Source organism: Prochlorococcus marinus XMU1405 (genome assembly GCF_017696275.1).
In the GTDB taxonomy this organism is placed as follows: domain Bacteria; phylum Cyanobacteriota; class Cyanobacteriia; order PCC-6307; family Cyanobiaceae; genus Prochlorococcus_A; species Prochlorococcus_A marinus_AB.
In genome coordinates this window covers 186,036-205,735 of the sequence record NZ_JAAORF010000003.1, presented here as the reverse complement: position 1 = coordinate 205,735, position 19,700 = coordinate 186,036, and the positions used below count along the sequence as shown (strand labels likewise).

Annotated in this window: 16 protein-coding genes and 1 tRNA gene; 11 read left to right on the top strand and 6 right to left on the bottom strand. The window is 27.7% G+C overall.

Features of this window, described 5'->3' with window-relative positions; genetic code table 11:
- The first annotated feature begins 17 nt into the window (after window positions 1-17).
- From lexA to HA148_RS07055, 3 genes are all read left to right on the top strand, one after another.
- Complete coding sequence (lexA, locus tag HA148_RS07065) at window positions 18-635, top strand: transcriptional repressor LexA (RefSeq protein ID WP_209131447.1); 618 nt, start codon at window positions 18-20, stop codon at window positions 633-635.
- Between the two features lie 69 nt (window positions 636-704).
- Window positions 705-1,853 carry a polysaccharide biosynthesis/export family protein gene (locus HA148_RS07060; protein WP_209131445.1) on the top strand — a complete coding sequence of 383 codons (1,149 nt, stop codon included), beginning with the start codon at window positions 705-707 and terminating at the stop codon, window positions 1,851-1,853.
- A gap of 25 nt (window positions 1,854-1,878) precedes the next feature.
- Window positions 1,879-3,573, top strand: a complete 1,695-nt coding sequence (locus tag HA148_RS07055; RefSeq protein ID WP_209131443.1) for a GumC family protein — start codon at window positions 1,879-1,881, stop codon at window positions 3,571-3,573.
- Between the two features lie 144 nt (window positions 3,574-3,717).
- On the opposite strand, the gene HA148_RS07050 is transcribed toward HA148_RS07055, so the two are convergent.
- From HA148_RS07050 to HA148_RS07040, 3 genes are read right to left on the bottom strand one after another with little or no spacing between them, the layout of a single operon-like run.
- Entirely contained in the window at window positions 3,718-4,725 is a 1,008-nt protein-coding gene (locus HA148_RS07050; protein ID WP_209131441.1) for a GDP-L-fucose synthase family protein, read from the bottom strand.
- Window positions 4,726-4,737: 12 nt separating this feature from the next.
- Entirely contained in the window at window positions 4,738-5,865 is a 1,128-nt protein-coding gene (gene gmd, locus HA148_RS07045) for a GDP-mannose 4,6-dehydratase (RefSeq protein WP_209131439.1), read from the bottom strand.
- A gap of 16 nt (window positions 5,866-5,881) precedes the next feature.
- The gene (locus HA148_RS07040; RefSeq protein ID WP_209131437.1) at window positions 5,882-6,811 is read right to left on the bottom strand and encodes a class I SAM-dependent methyltransferase; all 930 of its coding nucleotides are present in this window, start codon (window positions 6,809-6,811) and stop codon (window positions 5,882-5,884) included.
- Between the two features lie 241 nt (window positions 6,812-7,052).
- On the opposite strand from HA148_RS07040, the gene HA148_RS07035 reads away from it, so the two are divergent.
- Both HA148_RS07035 and HA148_RS07030 read left to right on the top strand, forming a co-directional pair.
- A tRNA-Ala gene (locus tag HA148_RS07035) sits at window positions 7,053-7,125 on the top strand.
- A gap of 237 nt (window positions 7,126-7,362) precedes the next feature.
- Window positions 7,363-9,414 carry an acyltransferase family protein gene (locus tag HA148_RS07030; RefSeq protein ID WP_209131435.1) on the top strand — a complete coding sequence of 684 codons (2,052 nt, stop codon included), beginning with the start codon at window positions 7,363-7,365 and terminating at the stop codon, window positions 9,412-9,414.
- A 48-nt stretch (window positions 9,415-9,462) separates the two neighbouring features.
- Here the strand turns inward: HA148_RS07030 and HA148_RS07025 are convergent, their stop codons facing one another.
- From HA148_RS07025 to HA148_RS07015, 3 genes are read right to left on the bottom strand one after another with little or no spacing between them, the layout of a single operon-like run.
- The gene (locus HA148_RS07025; protein ID WP_209131432.1) at window positions 9,463-10,224 is read right to left on the bottom strand and encodes a cephalosporin hydroxylase family protein; all 762 of its coding nucleotides are present in this window, start codon (window positions 10,222-10,224) and stop codon (window positions 9,463-9,465) included.
- Window positions 10,225-10,268: 44 nt separating this feature from the next.
- A complete protein-coding gene (locus tag HA148_RS07020; protein WP_209131430.1) occupies window positions 10,269-11,048 on the bottom strand; it encodes a class I SAM-dependent DNA methyltransferase in 780 nt (259 codons plus the stop codon).
- A 4-nt stretch (window positions 11,049-11,052) separates the two neighbouring features.
- Window positions 11,053-12,192 carry a DegT/DnrJ/EryC1/StrS family aminotransferase gene (locus tag HA148_RS07015; RefSeq protein WP_209131428.1) on the bottom strand — a complete coding sequence of 380 codons (1,140 nt, stop codon included), beginning with the start codon at window positions 12,190-12,192 and terminating at the stop codon, window positions 11,053-11,055.
- Window positions 12,193-12,540: 348 nt separating this feature from the next.
- Here HA148_RS07015 and rfbG point away from each other — a divergent pair, with 348 nt between their 5' ends.
- From rfbG to HA148_RS09690, 6 genes are all read left to right on the top strand, one after another.
- Window positions 12,541-13,602: a CDP-glucose 4,6-dehydratase gene (gene rfbG, locus HA148_RS07010; protein ID WP_209131426.1), complete on the top strand. Its 1,062-nt coding sequence runs from the start codon at window positions 12,541-12,543 to the stop codon at window positions 13,600-13,602.
- 104 nt (window positions 13,603-13,706) lie between these two features.
- Window positions 13,707-14,483, top strand: a complete 777-nt coding sequence (rfbF, locus tag HA148_RS07005; protein WP_209131424.1) for a glucose-1-phosphate cytidylyltransferase — start codon at window positions 13,707-13,709, stop codon at window positions 14,481-14,483.
- 118 nt (window positions 14,484-14,601) lie between these two features.
- Complete coding sequence (gene rfbC, locus HA148_RS07000) at window positions 14,602-15,138, top strand: dTDP-4-dehydrorhamnose 3,5-epimerase (RefSeq protein ID WP_209131422.1); 537 nt, start codon at window positions 14,602-14,604, stop codon at window positions 15,136-15,138.
- The gene (locus tag HA148_RS06995) at window positions 15,128-16,351 is read left to right on the top strand and encodes a class I SAM-dependent methyltransferase (RefSeq protein ID WP_209131420.1); all 1,224 of its coding nucleotides are present in this window, start codon (window positions 15,128-15,130) and stop codon (window positions 16,349-16,351) included. Before rfbC ends, HA148_RS06995 begins: the two co-directional genes overlap by 11 nt.
- 72 nt (window positions 16,352-16,423) lie before the next feature.
- Entirely contained in the window at window positions 16,424-17,314 is an 891-nt protein-coding gene (locus tag HA148_RS06990; RefSeq protein ID WP_209131418.1) for a hypothetical protein, read from the top strand.
- A gap of 309 nt (window positions 17,315-17,623) precedes the next feature.
- On the top strand, window positions 17,624-19,669 hold the full coding sequence (locus tag HA148_RS09690) for an acyltransferase family protein (protein ID WP_209132200.1): 2,046 nt from the start codon (window positions 17,624-17,626) through the stop codon (window positions 19,667-19,669).
- Window positions 19,670-19,700 lie beyond the last annotated feature (31 nt).

The following is a 19,700-nucleotide window of genomic DNA, read 5'->3' as shown; positions in this document are numbered from 1 at the left end:
TAGAGTACATTTGTTTTATGGGAACTATCTCAGGGGATGATCTTACCCAAGCTCAGAATGAGTTATATGGATGGATAAAAAATTACATGAAAGAATTTCAACATAGTCCATCCATTAGGCAAATGATGCAAGCTATGGGATTAAAATCTCCTGCTCCAATTCAAAGTCGTTTAAAGCATTTACAAGAAAAAGGATATATATCTTGGCAAGAAGGAAAAGCTAGAACAATGCAAATAGTTGATGAAATTATTGAAGGTGTACCAATAATGGGTTCAGTTGCAGCTGGAGGTTTAATTGAAACTTATTCTGATGTTCAAGAAAATTTAGATATCTCTGATGTTTTAAAGAAGAAAAATGTTTTTGCTCTTACAGTTAATGGAGACTCTATGATAGATGCATGTATTGCTGATGGAGATATGGTTTTGATGGAGCCAATTACAGATTCGTACTCGCTTAGAAATGGAACGATTGTTAGTGCAATGGTTCCAGGTTTAGGGACAACTTTAAAGTATTTTTTTAAAAAAGGAGGAAAAATATTTCTTGAAGCAGCAAATCCATCTTACGAAGCTATTGAATTAAGTCCAAATGATGTCGTTATTCAAGGAAAGTTGCTTGCAGTATGGAGGAAAATATAATTTTTTGATTTTTCGTAGTTTCTTTGTTTGGTGATTAGGTTATAATTACCAAAAGTATACTTTTAAGATTTGAAAAATAAGTTTTTATATTGCACTTTTGTTTTTCTTTTTACGTTAGCCAATAATCTTAATACTCCTTTAGTATATTCTTCAACAAATACTAAAGATAATCAGTTAACCGTTGATTTTTTAAAAATTAGCCCTATCAACGATTATATTATTGGACCAGGTGACAAACTTAAAATAATTATTTCAAGAGATTTACCTGAACTTAATGCAGCTGTACAAGTTGATGGTGAGGGATCTATTTATGTACCTCTCTTAAAGAGAGTTTACGTTAATGGACTATCTATTAATGAATTAAATTTATTACTAAATGAGGCTTACTTGAAGTTTGTCAAATCACCAGATGTTGAGACTACAGTTCTTAGTTATCGTCCCTTAAGAGTTTTTGTTGAAGGAGAGGTTGTTAACCCTGGATTAAAGACCCTAAGAGGATCTTTTTCAGTTGGTTCAGGAAGTGGTGTTGAAAGTAGTGATAATCTTTTATTAGAAGAAAATAGTTCTTTTCAAGATAATAAAATAATTAATCAATCAGATTTTTTCCCAACAGTTTTTGATGCTATAAGAGCAAGTGGAGGAATTACAAATTATAGTGATCTTGAAAAAATTAAAATTATAAGAAGAGAAAAAATTTCTGAAGGTGGTGGTAAAAAAATCACAAATTTAAATTTTTATGATCTTTTGACCAAAGGTGATAACAGTCAAAACATAAGAATATATGATTCGGATCTTATAAAGATAGGTAAAACAAGTTTGCCACAAAATCAACTCTTGAGAAAAGCTATTTCTTCATCTCTTAATTCTAGATTTGTGAATGTGTTCGTAAATGGTAGGGTCATTAACCCTGGTTTAACGAAAATTTCTAGATCAGGAGCTTTAAATGATGCAATTGATATGGCTGGTGGGGCCAAAATTGTAAGAGGACCTATAACTTTTGTAAGATTTAATAATGATGGAACAGTTGATAAAAGGAAATTTTCATTTAGGAGAAATGCAAAAAGGGGATCTTATAAAAATCCCTACATGAAAGATGGAGATTTTCTTTATGTTGGTCAGAATATATTTACCTCAACTTCCGAAGTAATAACTGAAATTACAAATCCATTTGTAGGTGTTTTTTCTACATATGGATTAATCAAAGCAGTATCAGATTGATCTAATGTACAAATCTTTTCAAGATATGAATGATATTAATAATCAAGAGATTGATATAAAGGTCTTTTTAAATTTCCTTAATAGGAACAAGAAAATAATATCTGCTATATCTTTTATAACATTCATATTCGCTTGTATTTATTCCCTTAATTTAAAAAGAGTTTGGGAAGGTCAGTTCCAAATTGTATTAAATTCAGAAAATAAAATTAATAATAATCCACTTTTGACTTCAGGCCCCCTTTCGAAAATTATAGGAAATGAAGAATTAAATAATTTAAAAACTAAAGTTGGTATTTTGCAAAGTCCTTCAGTGCTTATGCCGATTTACGAATTCGTTAATGCAAGTAAAAACATTGATGAAGAGAATAAAATAATTTTTTCAAAGTGGAAAAAGAACTTGCTAGTTGAATTGGAGAATGATACTTCCATTCTAAATATCGCTTATCGAGATACAGATAAAAAAGTAATTGTTCCAGCTTTGAAAAAAATGTCTTTAATATATCAAGATTACTCTAGTGAAAACAAAAAAAGATATCAAAAACTTACAGAAGAATATTTACTTGAGCAAATAAGTTTTTATAAAGAAAAGAGCTCTACTTCCCTAAAGAGGGCACAAGAATTCGCAATCGATCAAGATTTGGTTTTTTTAGATAAAAACGCTTTGCTAAATGAGAAGACAGAATTCCAGAATCCATTAAGTTCTAAGTTCTCTTATTTGTCAAATATTAATGTCGAAAATATTCGAGTTGAAGCATCTAATGAAATTAGAAAAATTAATTTAAAAATAAAAAAAATTAATCAAATTAGTCCCTCTGATACAGACACCCTTCAATATATTGGATCAACTATACCAGGATTAAACAAAAAAGATTCGCCAAACGAATTACAAGTTATTGAGAATCAGTTAGTAGAATTACGTACAAAATATACAGATAGAAGTCGACCTATAATTAAATTATTAGAAAAAAGGGATTTAACTATAGATCTTCTTAAAACAAGAGCTATTAAATATTTAAAAGCAGCAAAATTGGAAGCAGAAGCTTTAAAGGAAGCTGCTATGCGACCAAAAGGTGTTTTATTAAAATATAAAGAATTACTTAGGGAAGCAAGTAGAGATGAATCTACTCTTGTAAGACTTGAAAGTGATTTGGCACTTATTAAACTTGAACAAGCAAAGTTTGAAGATCCATGGGAATTAATTACAAATCCTATGCTACTAGATCAACCTGTAGCTCCAAGCAGAACTAGAATAGGTCTATTTGGCCTGGCCTTAGGATTTTTCTTTTCCTCTCTTGGCCTTTTTATTAAAGAAAGAAAATCAGGAATTATTTTTGAAAATGATAATATAGCTTATCGTATTTCTCTGCCTATTATTGATGTAATAGACTTGAAATCAAATTTATTCAATAATGATGAAGAGGCTTTTTTCGCTAAATTTATTAAAAATAATTCTGCATCTAAGATCAAGATTATAAAAGTTGGTAAGATTTCTTCAGAAAAAATCTCAAACTTTAACAATTTAATATTAGAAATAAATAAAAATATTCAAAATAAAAATATTTCGTTTTTTTCTGACAATGATGATTACTCGAAATTACTTTCAAGTGATTTAAATATACTTATTATGGAGCAATTTAAGATAAAAGAATTAGATTTAATTCATATTGAGAAACAGAAAAAATTTTTCAATATTAAATTTGATGGAATATTTTTTATATAGAAATTTCAATTAAATTGATCCGTAATTTTTTCCTTTATTAAAATTACTTTTATAGATTTCTTTATTATAAAAATCTATAAATAATTAATTTTTGTATGAAATGATATCTCCATGCGAATTTAAATTTATTAATACTGAGTTAAATTAAAAATTATAGAGAGATGGCAAATCAAGTTGTTGAAGTGTTTTTTTAATTCCAGTATCTAAATCTATTTTTGGAGACCAGCCTAATTTTTTTATCCTACTAACATCTAATAGTTTTCTTGGAGTCCCATCAGGTTTTGATTTGTCCCAATTAATCTCTCCTTTAAATCCAACTATTTTTGAAATCTTATAAGATAAATCTTTTATCGAAATATCAATCCCCGTTCCAACATTTAAATGATTTAGTGAATTACCAAAATCATCTTTTGGAGAGTTAATGGAAGTAGGATCCCAGTTTTCAAGACAAAAAATTATTGCATCAGCAAGGTCTGCAACATGCATAAATTCTCGAAGTGCTGAACCAGTTCCCCAACAGATAACTTTTGATAAATTTTCTTTTTTTGCAATAACAAATTTTCTTATTAAAGCAGCTATTACATGGCTATTATCTGGGTGATAATTATCGTGGGGACCATATAAATTTGTTGGCATTAATGTAATAGCATCAAAACCATATTGTGATCTTAATGACTCACATAGTTTTAAACCAGCTATTTTTGCTATAGCGTAATTCTGATTAGTTTCTTCTAATGAGCTATTTAAAAGATACTCCTCCTTTATTGGTTGATCAGCAAACTTTGGATATATACAACTACTTCCTAAAAAAATTAATCTTCTTGAATTGTGCCTCCAGGCGGATTGAATTACATTAATTTGGATTTTTAAATTCTCTAGCAAAAATTCAGCAGGATAATGAGAGTTTGCATAAATACCACCAACTTTTGCGGCCGCTAATATCACCACTTCAGGTTTATTTTCTTTAAACCAATTATTAACAGAATTTTCTTCTAATAAGTTTAATTCTTTTTTTGAGGGAAAAAGTATTTGCCCATTATGAATCTTCATACCATAACCAGCTTTTTCGAGACTTTTTTTTACGGCATTCCCAACCATTCCAGATGAACCGGCTAAAAAGATTTTGTCACTAAAGCGTATTTTCTTAATCATTAATCAAATATTTTAATTAGTGGGAGGAGATTCAAAAGAACTTTTTATATTAAATCCTTTTTTCAAAAGTATTGATTCTTCAGATGCTTTGTTTTTATCTTCCTCAATCATTTCTTCAATCATCTCTTCTAATTCTATTTCTGGAACCCAACCTAATTTTTTAAATCCTTTTTCAGCATCTCCTACTAATTCTTCTACCTCTGTAGGTCTAAAGTATCTTTTATCAACTCTAATAACTATTTCTTTAGTATCGGCTCTTTTGCCTATCTCATTAAGGCCTTCACCTTCCCAAATTATTCCTTTTTTATATTGAGAGTTGTTCCATTTAAGCTTAACTGCACAAGTCTCAATAAATTCTCTTATGGTGTACATCTTTCCTGTAGCAATAACATAATCATCTGGATCATCTTGTTGAAGCATTAACCATTGCATTCTTACATAATCCTTTGCATGACCCCAATCTCTCTTTGCATTTAAATTACCTAGAAAAATACATTTATCTAAACCAGCATCAATCCTTGTCAATCCGCGTGTAATTTTTCTGGTCACAAAAGTTTCTCCTCTTCTAGGACTCTCATGATTAAATAAAATTCCATTACAAGCAAAAATTCCATAAGCCTCTCTATAATTGATTGTGATCCAATAGGCGTAAAGTTTAGCTACGCCATACGGACTCCTAGGATAGAAAGGTGTTGATTCTTTTTGAGGAGTTTCAAATACCTTCCCATAAAGTTCACTCGTGCTGGCCTGATAAAATTTTGTTTTTTTCGTAAGGTTTAATATTCTGATTGCCTCTAGAAGTCTTAAAGTTCCAATCGCATCACAATTAGCTGTGTATTCTGGAGTTTCAAAACTTACAGCAACATGACTTTGGGCACCTAAATTGTATATCTCATCAGGCTGCACATTTTGAAGTATCCTTATTAAATTAGTACTATCTGTTAAATCTCCGTAGTGCAATATTAAATTTGGGTTGTTTTCGTGAGGATCTTGATAAAGATGGTTTATCCTTTCTGTATTAAAACTACTTGATCTTCTTTTAATGCCATGAACTTCATAACCCTTATTAAGAAGAAATTCTGCTAGGTAACTTCCATCTTGCCCTGTAATCCCTGTTATTAAAGCTTTTTTTGCACTCATAAAGGTAAAGGATTATTTATTTTTTATTTGCCGTAATTCTATGATTACCTTGACCAATAATTATTTCTTTTTTTTGCGCTTCAGTAAGGTTTTTATCTAGTATTGTTTGCTCAGAAAAGTTAACATAATTTTGACTGATCTCATAACAAAGCTTGGATAAGCAATTTTCTAGTGGTGTGGTTGAAATATCTATCATTGCTTTGCAAACAATAAGCTGTTTTCTCAAATCATCTAAACTTTTTTCACAACTACTTTCATGATCAAAAGTTTCACCTTCCCATCTCTCTATATTCTCATAATTATTTAATTTAAGAAGTTCTATAATTTCTTTTTTTGATGTTAATTTTTGAATAGGTACTGTTAAATCGTCCCTAAAGTGATATTTATTATTTGCAGGTAAACCAGCTTCATCTATAGCATTACTTAAAAAATTATCTCCTAAATCGACTACTATTGGTCTTAAAGATTTAATTGCTTTCCATCTTAAGCCTCCACTTCCATAAATTAATAAAAATAATTTACCCCCAGATTTGTTTACTCTAGATAATTCTGATAATGCTTTGTTAAAGTCTGTCGTGTGATGTATAACTCCTGCTGACCAAACGAAATCAAATTCATTTGCTTGGAAAGGGATATCAAGAACAGATGCATTAACATATGAAATATTACTTATGTCTTTGGTTCTCTCAGATGCCTCCTTTATTCCAGTCTTAGATATATCCATTGCAATTATCTTTTTTGCACCATGAGCAGATAATGCAACAGAATATCTTCCTCCGCCACATCCTGCATCAAGGCAATACTTACCTTCAATCCACTTAAGATCAAAATTATTGGCTAAAGCTCTTTTAGTAAATAAATTAACAGATTCTTCATATTGTTTTTTTGTGAATTCTGGCCAGCAAGACCCAAAAAGTAAACCTGTTTGTTCTGCAATATTTCTCATAAAGATATTTTTATAAAGTTATTTATAATAATTTACTTTATAGAATTATATTATTAATTCTATTAAACAATATATGTAAGGTTTTTAATAAATAAAATTAATAATAATTTGTTTTTGTTTGATTAAACATTTTATTAAAAATAAAGTAATCATTAATTGTTGAAAAAAATTTTTTTAGTTCTCATATATATTAAAAAAGTTTACTTTTTAATTTTTAAAAGATGCATTATTATTTCTCTAAGGGGCCATAGCTCAGCTGGTAGAGCACCTGCATGGCATGCAGGGGGTCAGGGGTTCGAATCCCCTTGGCTCCATAAAATTTTATTTGTGATAGCAAAATATTTGGGTGATTATTATGAATCTAATGATTAGAATTAAATGGGTTGATAGTTGAGGATATAGCTAAATTTTGGAAAATTCTCTTAATGGAATTATTAATGAAAGCTATAATTTGTCAGCAAATCTCGATTACGTAAAAAAAAGAATAATTAACAATCAAGAATAGACACTTTTTTATAAGATAATTAAGGTGTGTTATTTTTAATTTTGGTTTGAATAATACAAATTTAATAAAATCTAAATACAGAAATGAAATAGACGGACTGAGGGCCTTTGCAGTAATTGCTGTTATTATTAATCACTTTAATAAGAATATTTTGCCTGGAGGATACTTAGGAGTAGATATTTTTTTTGTTATCTCTGGATATGTAATAACATCATCCTTGGCTTGGCGAAAGAATAAAAATTTCCAAGATTTCCTAATTAGTTTCTTTGAAAGACGTATTAAGAGACTTATTCCTGCCTTAATACCTTTCACACTTATTACTGGGGTGCTTATATGTTTTTTTAATCCATTTCCTTTAATAACATTGCGTACAGGAATAACTTCTTTATTTGGTCTTTCTAATTTTTACCTTCTTAAACAATCTACAGACTATTTTGCAGAATCAACCCAATTTAATGCTTTTACTCATACTTGGTCTCTTGACTTAGAGGAGCAATTTTACTTTTTATTTCCATTTTTAATATGGTTTTCAGGTTTTGGTAAACAATCTAAAAATGGTATCAAAAATCTTTTTATTACTATAATCTTTTTAATTTTTCTTTCTCTCTCAAGTTACATAATAATTAGCAGATTAAATCCAAGTGCTGCATATTTTTTAATGCCTACAAGGTTTTGGGAAATGGCAGCAGGTTGTCTTACGTTTCTAATCTTAAAAAGTAATAAAAAATTTACAAAAAAATTAACTAATTTGAATCCTTTAATCATTTTTTTATTAATTGTTATAGTACTAAGTCTGCCAATTAATTTCTCAGTTTTAGCAACAATCTCAATAGTATTTTTAACTTCATTACTAATTTGTTGTCTTAAGAGAGGGAGTAATATTTTTAATTTTTTTGTAAATAAAAAAGTTCTTCACATAGGTAAAATGTCATACTCTCTTTATCTGTGGCATTGGTCAGTTCTTTGTATAAGTAGATTTTCAATAGGAGTTCATTTTTGGAGTGTTCCTTTTCAATTGGCAATCATTTATTTGATTTCTCTAGCTTCATATAAGTGGATAGAGGAACCATTTAGAAATAAAGTATGGAGTTTATATAAGTGGAAAACAATATTAAAGGGGATTTTACTTTTAATCTTTTCTGGTAGCTTTCTTTTTATTTTTGAAAATCCTTTGAAGGGCAAACTCTATTTAGGTAGAGATAGCTTAGATAATGGTAATGAAATTACTAATAATTGGAGAGATAATATATATTCAGTTAAAAAAGAAATAAACGGAAAGGTTTGTCATGGAGAAAAAAGCTACTCAGAAAAAGATATGCTTAATATCTTTGAAAAATGTATAATTTATAATCCTCAAAATAAAAATGGTAGAACTGTTGCTTTTGTTGGAGATAGTCATAACTTAACTTTAATGAAGTCTCAAAAACTGGTATTTAATGAAGGCAATAATTTAATCAATTATTCATTTAATGGCTGTCCATTCCCTTATCCTGAAAATGGCCTAAAACCAAAAGAGTGTGATCGGTATTTAAAATTAGCTACTAATAAAATTTTGAAATTTCTTTCTAAAAATGATGTTGTGGTTATTTATAATTATCACCTTTCGCATCTTGGCGATAATTCTCTTAGAGATGTTAGACATAATTTGTATGATAAAAATGGTAATTTGCCTTCTGAAGGTGAAGCAAAATTTCAAATTTATAAAAATACATTAATTAACTTCTCAAAAAAAGCTGACCAAAAAGGTATAAAAATAATTTTTGTAGGCGCAACAATGAGGAATAACTTACTTAAAATATCAAGCAAAGAATGGTTTAGGCCTTTCCCACCTAAATATGTTTTAAAAGAAGAAAAAAGGAATGCGATTAATCTAAATAATAAATTCAAGGAAAGTCTTGAAAGTATTGATAATATAAAATTTATTGATCCTATTAATGAGATAAATTGTTGTAGAGATATAGAAGAATATAATATTTATTTTAGGCCTGGGGATACTGATCATTTATCTGAGTTAGGTGCTGAAACTTTAATGCGAAAAATTTTATATTTTATTACTAATGAAAATTATTTAGGTTCAGATAAATATAAAAAAAAATAAATAATCCTGCTAATAATAATCTAGTGTAGATAATCTTCTACTATGAGTTTAAATTCTTTTAAGAAAAGCTTTAGGCCAATATGTCACTCTATCTTTTATACTGCCCTCGTTAAATGGCCATTTAGGTTCCTCAATTATAAATTTATTATTAGATGTGATGAATTCATCTATTGCAGATAAAGGATTATTCCATTCCCAGTCTGGTCGTGTTCTTGGAGCGCCGCATACATCTTTCATTATTCCATCACAAGCAACAATATAACTATCGATTGATACCAGTTCAGAGTATAATTGTAACTCTTCATAAACGTGATCTTTAAGGTGATTACTATCTAAAATTACAAGTACTTTTTCTTTCTTATTGATATTCGACTTAACAGAATTAAAGATATTTTTATCAATAGAGCTTCCCTCAAAAAGAGTAATAAATTTGGAAAGATTATGTGATTCAATAGCTTCCCGATTATGTTTTCTAATTTCAATATCTATTCCTATAACTCTTCCTTTACCAAGAGCATTTAATATTGAAGCATAAAAAATTAATGAACCCCCATGAGCAATACCTGTTTCAATTATTACGTCTGGCTTTACTTCATAAATTACTTCTTGAATTCTTATGATGTCCTCAGGTAATTGAATTATTGGCCTTCCAAGCCATGAAAAGCTATATACATATTTCGTATCCCATCCACTTCTTATCCAAGCTTTACTTATGACTTCAAAAGCCTTTGGATCATTTAAAGGTAATTCAGTTCCATCTTTTAATATTATTTTTGAAAGATTAGATAAAAAAGTAAAATCTTGCGTCATATTAATAATTATTTTTCAACTTTATTATATAGAGATTGCCTTATTCAAACTTTTATTTTGTTTGCAACAATTGCTATCATCCTTTCTTTTATTAATTCATCTTTATTAAGTTTTTTCATCTCTGGTAATGCGCTATAAAAACTTATATTTTCAAAACCATTTATTTGAAGAGCATATTCTATTTCTAGAATTGTAAAAAGAGTAATTTTATGTGTGGATTGAAAGTTAATAATTTTGCCATTATTTTCACCCTCTATTTGATATTTAATAATTACTTCTTGGTTAATAAAATTATTAGCTGGAGTAGCAATTCTTTTTAAATTATATTTTTGATTTTTATCAACATAATTACGAATTACTTTTTTTGGAGGATCAATAATACATGGTATTGAGTGCCAAAATTCAATGTAAATTTTCGAAGATGGGTTTAAATTTTTATTTAGATGTTTAAAAAAACTTATTAAATCTGAAAGTGTTGATAAACAATTTATAACATTAAAGAGTGAATATGCAAAAGAAAATTTTTTTGAAGGATTGAAATCCTCCAAAGTTTTAGGAATGAAATAAATATTTTTAAAATTGTTTTTGCTTTTAGCTCTTTCAATCATATTTTTTGATGCATCAATTCCCACTATGGAAAAATCTTTATCAGCCAAAAGTAATTCATGAGTTCCAGTTCCACATCCAACACTTAAAATATTATCTTTATTTTTATCTATACCAATTTCGCTAAGAAATGTATGAAGTCTATTAGTCTCTATTTTATATTTTTTATGAGAACTAAGGATGTCATAAATTTCAGCATAATCAGTACCATAATCCATGTATTTAAATGAAATTATTTATTGCGGATATAATATAATCCAGTTCTTCTTCTGACATGTTTGAGTGTAACGGTAAAGATAATATTTGCTTAGCGATCTCTTCTGTAATACTAAGATCTCCTCTTTTTTCATTTTTAAGAAAAGAAAATTTGTGTCCTGGTTGCCAGTGAATTCCAGTATCAATTCCAAGGTTTTTAAGATATTCCCTAAGCTTATCTCTTTGATCATTTATTACTCTTATATAATATAAGAACGGGTTTATATTGTCGAATTCTCCACTAGGGGCTATAAGCCAGTTATTATGTTTAAGAGAATCATAATATTTTTTGCATATTCTTTGACGATTTGTTCTTATATTATCAAGTTTATTTAATTGGGCTAATCCAATGGCAGCATGAGTATTTGCCATATGATATCTAAATCCTATTTCATTCATATCATAAGTCCATGCTCTTGAATTTGTATACATTAAATTTGCAGATTGGGTCATACCAATAAGACGTTTAGCATGTATTCTCTTTATTTCAGCAGGATTTGAAGTCACAATAATTCCTCCATCTATACAAGTGATTGTTTTTACAGGATCAAAACTAAAAATTGTATATTGATGTTGATTTCCAATTGGTATGCCTTCATAATAAGCGCCAAAGGAATGAGCAGCATCATGCAAAATTGGAATATTATATTTTTTAGATATTTCTTTTAATCTATTATGGTCGCATAGATGAATATCATAATCCATAGCAATAATACATTTAGTTTTTGTATTTATTAATTCAACAACTTTATCGCAATCAATACATAAAGTATCTTTATTTACGTCTACAAAAACCGGATCTGCACCACAAGCTTTTATAGCTTGAAAATCAGCAGAATTATTAAAAGATGGAGTTATCACTTCATCCCCTGCTTTTACTCCAATCATTAATAAAGATAAATGAATTGCAGCATGTCCAGTGCTTACAGCTGCGAGGTCTCTTTTTTTTGAATTTTCAATGTCACATATTTTTCTTACCTCATTCTCAAATTTATTTACGTAACTACCCATTCCTAACCAACCTAATTCTAATGATTCTATGGCAGATTCTATTTCTTCATTTTCTATAAGTGGTTTGAAAACAGGAATAAATTTTTTATCTTCCAATTTAAATAATGAATTACTAATTCATAATAGTACAAACAATATTAAAAGAAATTCTTTTTTAAAATCAGTTTCTTAAAGTCTTATTATTAATAATTAACTTTAAAATTTAGATTTAAAAAAATTTGATATTTATAATTTTGAAAATTTTACAATTTAAATTAAATATTCTTTAAAATAAACCATCTTTTAAAATTAATTAGTTAATTAATTTGAAGAAATCATATTATAATTTTAAGTAAAAGGTATTTTTAAAAATTTTAAAAATAATTAGCTATTTATAAAAGTAAATATCACTCTAAAAAACATTGAATTCTTTTAATGAAGTAAAATAAAAGTAATTGGTTTAAGATGATTAACTTCTGGAAAAATAAAAAAGTATTAATCACTGGTGATACAGGCTTTAAGGGATCTTGGTTAACTTGTTGTCTTTTGAATTATGAAAGTCTCGTTAAGGGTATTGCTCTTAAGCCTGACTCAACAAACGTGCTTTACAATTCTTTGATCGAAGATAGTAATTTTAAAGAAAACATTGATAAAAATTTATATACTCATGATGATATTGATATACGAAGAAGTGATGAACTTAAGGATGCAATTTTAGAATTTAATCCAGATGTGATTTTTCATCTTGCAGCTCAACCACTCGTAAGAGAAAGTTATTCCAACCCTAAACTTACCTGGGAAACTAACGTAATTGGCTCTATAAATTTACTTGAATCTTTAAGATCTCTCAAAAATTGCTCAGTTATAATAGTAACTACAGATAAGGTTTATGAAAACATCTCAAAGATTAATGGTTTTAAAGAGGATGATAAGCTTGGGGGCCATGATCCTTATAGTTCGAGTAAAACAGCAGTAGAATTAGCTACTAAATCATGGCGTAAATCTTTCTTTGGAAATAATATAAAAATTGCTACAGTCAGAGCAGGAAATGTCATTGGCGGAGGTGATTGGGCTAAAGATCGTATTGTCCCAGATACTATTCGATCACTTATAAAAAGTGCACCTCTTAAACTTCGTTATCCTGAAGCAGTAAGACCATGGCAACATGTATTAGACCCCTTATGGGGATACATGACATTGGCGGAAAAACAGATGAATAAACAAACAAGCTTCGAATATAACTTTGGACCTAAATTGGATGATATTTTATCTGTTCAAGAATTAGTTTATTTAATTTCAGTTTATTGGGGAAACGATTTGGAAATAGAAATATTAGGTAATCAACCGTCAGAGTCGAAATATTTGGCGCTTTCTATAAATAAAGCTCAAAAAGAACTAAATTGGTCTCCAAAATGGGATATTAGAAAAACTTTATACCAAACAGTTAAATGGTACAAAGACGTGAATAATGGGAACTCTCCTTATGAGTGTATTAAAGAAAATATAAATTCTTTTTTATTGGAATAGAAAAGAATTTATATTAAAAATGGAATTATACTTTATCAAATTTTTAAAATAATTAACATTATTTGAATAATATTTATAATGTATTTTAAGGAGATCAATTTGATATGAAACTGGTTGTTTTGGCAGGGGGTTTTGGTACTAGATTAAGCGAGGAAACTCATCTAAAACCAAAGCCTATGGTTGAGATAGGAGGAAAGCCAATCCTTTGGCATATTTTAAAACTATACAGTTCTTATGGCATTAATGAATTTATTATTTGCTGCGGATATAAAAGTTATTTAGTAAAGGAATATTTCGCAAATTATTTTTTGCATAATTGCGATGTAACCTTTAATTTTCACGAAAATAACAAAATTCAGATTCATGAAAGGAAAACAGAACCATGGAAAGTTACTCTTATTGATACCGGTGAAAGTACGCAAACAGGTGGAAGACTAAAAAGAGTGCAAAATTTCCTTGAAGCTGACGAGTCATTTTGCTTTACTTACGGTGATGGATTATCAAATGTAAATATAGACAAGCTGATTAAATACCATAATAAAAAAAATAGATTAGCCACTATGACTGCTGTTCAGCCACCTGGAAGATATGGCGCTTTGAAGATAGAAGATGATTTGATAAGTAATTTTCAAGAAAAACCAGATGGAGATAATGCTTGGATAAATGGTGGATTTTTTGTTTTGAAGAATGAGGTTATTAACCTAATTAGTGGAGACAATACAAGTTGGGAGGAAGAAGTTTTGCCAGTTTTAGCAAAAAAAAATGAATTAGTTGCTTTTAAGCATAAAGATTTTTGGCAGCCGATGGATACTTTACGTGATAAAAATAAATTAGAAGAACTTTGGCAAAAAAAAGTGGCCCCATGGAAAAAATGGGATTAGTTTAAATTGCCTTTTTCTCTTTATTTATCAAGACATGTTATTTATTAAAATTTCGAATTTTAAGAAATTATCAATTCAAAAAATTTCGGAATCGTCTTACAAATTATAATTTTATTAAATGGAAACACCATACATAAAAGGGGTATTAGAAATTCAAACTCCAAAAATTGAAGATGAAAGAGGTTATTTCTTAAGTTGCTTTAAAGAAAATAATAAATTTACAAAAGATATATGGTCTGAAAAACAGATATCTCAAGTAAATATTTCATTTACTAAGCTGAAAGGCTCAGTAAGGGGATTACATTTTCAAAAAGTTCCTTTTTCAGAATATAAAATTATAAGATGTATTAAAGGTAAAGTATGGGATGTTGCAGTAGATTTGAGACCATATTCAGAAACATATAAGAAATGGATCGCATATGAATTATGCGAAAAAAAAAGTAATGCATTAATAATTCCAGATGGATGTGCGCATGGATTTCAAACCCTCTTAAATAATTGTGAGCTTTTGTATTTGCATTCAAAAAATTATGCCCCAAATTATGAATCTGGAATTCGCTGGAATGATCCTTCTTTAAATATAAATTGGCCACTAAATGTTACTGTAGTAAGCTCAAGGGATAAAACTTTACCTTTACTTAAAGATGATATTTAAATGTAGGCATTGTGATAATAATTTAGGAGAACCTGTCCTTGACTTAGGTAATCACCCCCCTAGTAATGCATATTTGATTAAAGAACAATTAGATATACAGGAAGTTACATATCCATTAAAGCTTTTTGTCTGTAATAAATGTTGGTTAGCGCAACTTCCAGAATATGCAAAAGCTAATGAGCTTTTTACGAGAGATTATGCTTATTTTTCTAGTACTTCCAGTAGCTGGTGTAATCATGCCAAAGATTATGTTGAGAAGGCAGCAAAAAGATTCAATTTAAACAAGAATAGTTTTGTAATTGAGATAGCAAGCAACGATGGATATCTTCTTCAATATGTTGAAAAACTTGGTATTAAATGTATTGGTGTTGAACCTACTCATGAAACCGCATTAGAGGCTGAAAAAAAAGGTATAAAAACAGTAAAAGAATTTTTTGGTGAAAAGTTAGCATATCGTTTGAAAAATGAGAATTTAATTCCAGAAACAGGAGTCGATTTAATTGTTGCAAATAATGTTTTAGCCCATGTCCCTGATATAAATGATTTTATAAAAGGCGCTAAATTTATACTTAAAGAAAGTGGGATTTTTAGTATTGAATTCCCACATTTATTAAATTTATTGATTAATAATCAGTTTGATACTATTTATCATGAGCATTATAGTTATTTAAGTCTTAGCTTTATTAGAAGGTTGTCTAGAAAATTTGGGTTAAATTTATTTGACGTTGAGAGCATCAATACTCATGGAGGTAGCTTAAGAGTTTGGCTATCAAAAGATAAAAAAAAGGATGTTTCTAAAAATGTATTTATGATTCTTGAAAAAGAAAAAGCCTTTAATATAGAAAGCATTGAAATTTTCAGGAATCTTCAATTAAATGCAGAAAAAATAAAAGATAATTTTTTACAATTTTTATTAAATTCGAAGATTGAAAATGATATAGTTTGTGGTTATGGAGCCGCTGCGAAAGCTAATACTTTATTGAACTTCGCAGGAGTAAAAAGAGATCTGATTAAATTTATAGTAGATAATTCACCAAGTAAGCAAAATAAATATATGCCCGGAAGTTTGATTCCAATTCTTAGTGCCGATAAATTAGAGAAAGAAAATATAAAAAAAATAATAATTTTCCCATGGAATATCGTAGAGGAAATTTCAACATCCCTTAAAAACAAAGATATTTATACATTTATTCCTAATTTTAAGAAATGGTAATCTTATGGAATTTTTTATTTCTATCTTTTAAGAAAAGATATCTAAATATTTTTAATTATATCCTTTAAGTTTATGTTAAAAATTAATATTATTTGGCTCTGTGCATACAATATAAAAAAATGTATTAATGATATTGAGGCTTTATATTCAATTAAGAAAAAAATAGATAAAAATATTAATCTTAATCTTTTTATTGCAGATAGAAGGAGGGAGGGATTGAATGTTGAAGTTTATCATAAAGATTTTAAGGGCAGATATAATATTTTTTATTCATCTAAAGTTAGAAGTCATCAAAAAGATTATTATTATCTGACTAAAAATTTTTATTCCAATTTTACTTTATCTTTAACTGATGATGACAAAATTCATATCGAATCATTAGTAAATTTTTTAAATATATTGCAGAAAAATCAAAAAGAGAAAATTGTTTTAGCTATTCCAAGTGATCCCAGCATTAAAACAAATAATAAATTAGAACCAAATAAAAAATATAATTTCTGGGAATATCAATTTCAAAGAGGACCAAATTTAGCTTATTATGCTGCAATATCATCAAATAATTTATTCAATACATGTAGTCAATTCGTTAAATATAAAACTGATATTTGGATTCATCCCATGTATGATCAATGCTTTATTTGGTCAATTTTAAAAAGAGGTAAATATAAAATAAAAACTGTTAAGTCATATTATATGAATTATGACAATTCAAATTGGGCTTCAAGAAAGAAATCTTTGGAAACAGTCGAAAAACATAAATTAAAATATAAAATCAATCAAACACAAGAAGTTTTAGCTTTTAGGGATGTCTTATATATATATTCTAATAATAAATTAGATTGCCAGATTTTAATTTGGTTTTTTTATTTAGTTTATAGAAATTTAAGATACTATAGAAATCCTTTTAAGACTATTAACTGTATATTCAACCTTGCATTTTATTTTCTAAATTTTAGGAAGTAAAAATATATCTATTGAAATCTAAATTTATTTTTAATTAAAAAATTACTAAAGAAAATTTTTCATATAAAGGAAATTTTTATCTTCATACTTGGTTAGATTAACAAAATTTAAAATTCTTCACAGAATATTTTTGAAATATTAATTACAAAAAATTTTAAATTTTTTATTTTACTTATAAGCTATTTAAAAATAAGAACAACCATAAGATAAGATAACTTTAAAAAATATTCCAGTATATAAATATATCTATTTATCTGCCCTTGAGAAAAATTTATAATTATAGTTATAATAAAAAATTAGAATTTATTTATAATCATAGACTCTGTCTCTAGAAAAAAAAACACTTATATTCCAGAAATTGATGGACTTAGAGCTTTTGCTGTAATTGCTGTAGTTTTAAATCACCTCTCTAAAGATTTTCTTCCGAGTGGATATTTAGGTGTAGATATATTTTTTGTGATTTCGGGATTTGTAATAACTTCTTCATTAATTAAAAGAAAATATAATAACTTTAAGGATTTTATAACCGGCTTTTATTTAAGAAGAATAAAAAGAATACTACCTTCATTGGCGTTATATGTGGTTATTATTACAGTCTTAATATGTTTATTTAATCCACACCCCTCTAACTTTTTAGCTTATGCAGAGAGAGCTTTATTAGGTATATCTAATATTACATTTTATAGAACTGCAACAGATTATTTCGCAGATTCAACCTTACTTAATCCTTTTACGCATACTTGGTCTTTGGGAGTTGAGGAACAATTTTATTTTATTTTCCCTTTAATATATTGGTTTACTGGATTTGGAAAAGGAATTTTAGGTCGTAAAAAAAATCTTTTTTATTGGATGAGTGGTTTTTTTGCGATCTCTTTTTTAAGCTTTATCTTCTTTTATCAAATCAATCAGCCAGCAGCTTATTTTTTAATGCCACTTCGATTTTGGGAGATTGCTGCAGGAGTATTAGTCTTCTTATTAGTTAATAAAAAAAGTGTTTTTTCGAAATTCTCAGAAATTCTGTCATCTGAATTTTCTTTATTACTAATTTGTTTAATTTTTTTATTACCTAATTCTTATGCTGTTATTTCTACACCATTAGTTGTTTTATTGACATCTTTATTATTGATTAACATTAGAAAATCTCAAATAGTAGGAGAAATTTTAAGTAGTAGATTAATGGTCTCAATAGGAAAAATTTCATATTCTTTATATTTATGGCATTGGGGTTGTTTAGTAATTTCTAGATGGATATGGGGTAATTCATTATTGGGGGGAGTTTTTGCTTTACTTATTTCAATATTAATTTCAATACTAAATTACCTCACTATTGAAAAATTCTTTAACAAGTTTATTTTGAATATAAAATCTTTAAAATTTTTAGTTTTTGGGTTTGTTTATTTTTTATGTATAATTTTCCCTAATCAATTTTTCTTTTTTAAAAACTATAAATATCCTTTTTTTCAAAAAGTTTTTAATTATGGGAATAAAATTTCTCCTTGGCAAAATCCATATTTTCAGTTATCAAATAAAGGATCAAAACAAGTTGAATGCGAAAATTTAATTAACTTAAAAGATTTATACCTTAAGAGTGATAATTCAATTTGCACTTCATTAAATTTAAATGCAAAAGCCAGGATTTTTGTTATTGGGGACAGTCATTCTGCTAATCATGTTCAAAGTATTTTATATGCGCTAGAAAAAAAATCTATAAAAAACCCTTTTAACTCACTTGTTGAATTCAGGATAAATCCATTAGCTGGAAGGAAAAGAGATATTTGGACAAACATAAGGGAGTATGAAGAAAAAAAAGAGTATGAGAGTTTGCTTAAATTTTTACAAAAAAATTTAAGGTCTGATGATATTGTTATTTTTTCAACTGAAAGAGATGATGTAATTAAAAATAAAGATAAAAATAAAAAATTACCTAGGGAAACTGATTTTTATTTACTTAATAATCTCGAAAAACAATTAAATAATCTAAAAAATATAACATTAGAAAACAAAACAGATTTGATATTAGTTGATGCTGTACCTAAACCATGCCAAAATTCTGAATATTATTTGATTAATGTAGTAAAAAATGGAAACTTTTCAGATTGCAAAGTTTCAAGAGAAGCATCCTTAATCGATAGAGAAAATCTCTCAAAAGTTTATAAGAAGATAGCAAAGTCAAGAAATGTAAAATATGTAGATTTTCATTCTTTCCTATGTCCAGATAATTTTTGTAGTCTTACAAATCCAAATCGAACTAATACATTACTTTACGTTGATACGAGTCCCCATTTTTATTTTAAAAGTAATAAAGTTTTATATAAAAATTGGAAAGAAATTTTGAAAAGATATATTGTTAAATAAAACATTCTAATAATTAGTTACCTACATAAAT

Bases quoted from the DNA above. Each gene is read 5' to 3' on its own strand.
- HA148_RS06990 (WP_209131418.1), top strand. From the start codon at position 16,424: ATGTTAAAAATTAATATTATTTGGCTCTGTGCATACAATATAAAAAAA.
- HA148_RS07040 (WP_209131437.1), bottom strand. From the start codon at position 6,811: ATGAGAAATATTGCAGAACAAACAGGTTTACTTTTTGGGTCTTGCTGG.
- HA148_RS07055 (WP_209131443.1), top strand. From the start codon at position 1,879: ATGAATGATATTAATAATCAAGAGATTGATATAAAGGTCTTTTTAAAT.
- HA148_RS07050 (WP_209131441.1), bottom strand. From the start codon at position 4,725: ATGATTAAGAAAATACGCTTTAGTGACAAAATCTTTTTAGCCGGTTCA.
- HA148_RS07020 (WP_209131430.1), bottom strand. From the start codon at position 11,048: ATGGATTATGGTACTGATTATGCTGAAATTTATGACATCCTTAGTTCT.
- rfbC (WP_209131422.1), top strand. From the start codon at position 14,602: ATGGAAACACCATACATAAAAGGGGTATTAGAAATTCAAACTCCAAAA.
- rfbF (WP_209131424.1), top strand. From the start codon at position 13,707: ATGAAACTGGTTGTTTTGGCAGGGGGTTTTGGTACTAGATTAAGCGAG.
- rfbG (WP_209131426.1), top strand. From the start codon at position 12,541: ATGATTAACTTCTGGAAAAATAAAAAAGTATTAATCACTGGTGATACA.
- HA148_RS06995 (WP_209131420.1), top strand. From the start codon at position 15,128: ATGATATTTAAATGTAGGCATTGTGATAATAATTTAGGAGAACCTGTC.
- HA148_RS07025 (WP_209131432.1), bottom strand. From the start codon at position 10,224: ATGACGCAAGATTTTACTTTTTTATCTAATCTTTCAAAAATAATATTA.
- gmd (WP_209131439.1), bottom strand. From the start codon at position 5,865: ATGAGTGCAAAAAAAGCTTTAATAACAGGGATTACAGGGCAAGATGGA.
- lexA (WP_209131447.1), top strand. From the start codon at position 18: ATGGGAACTATCTCAGGGGATGATCTTACCCAAGCTCAGAATGAGTTA.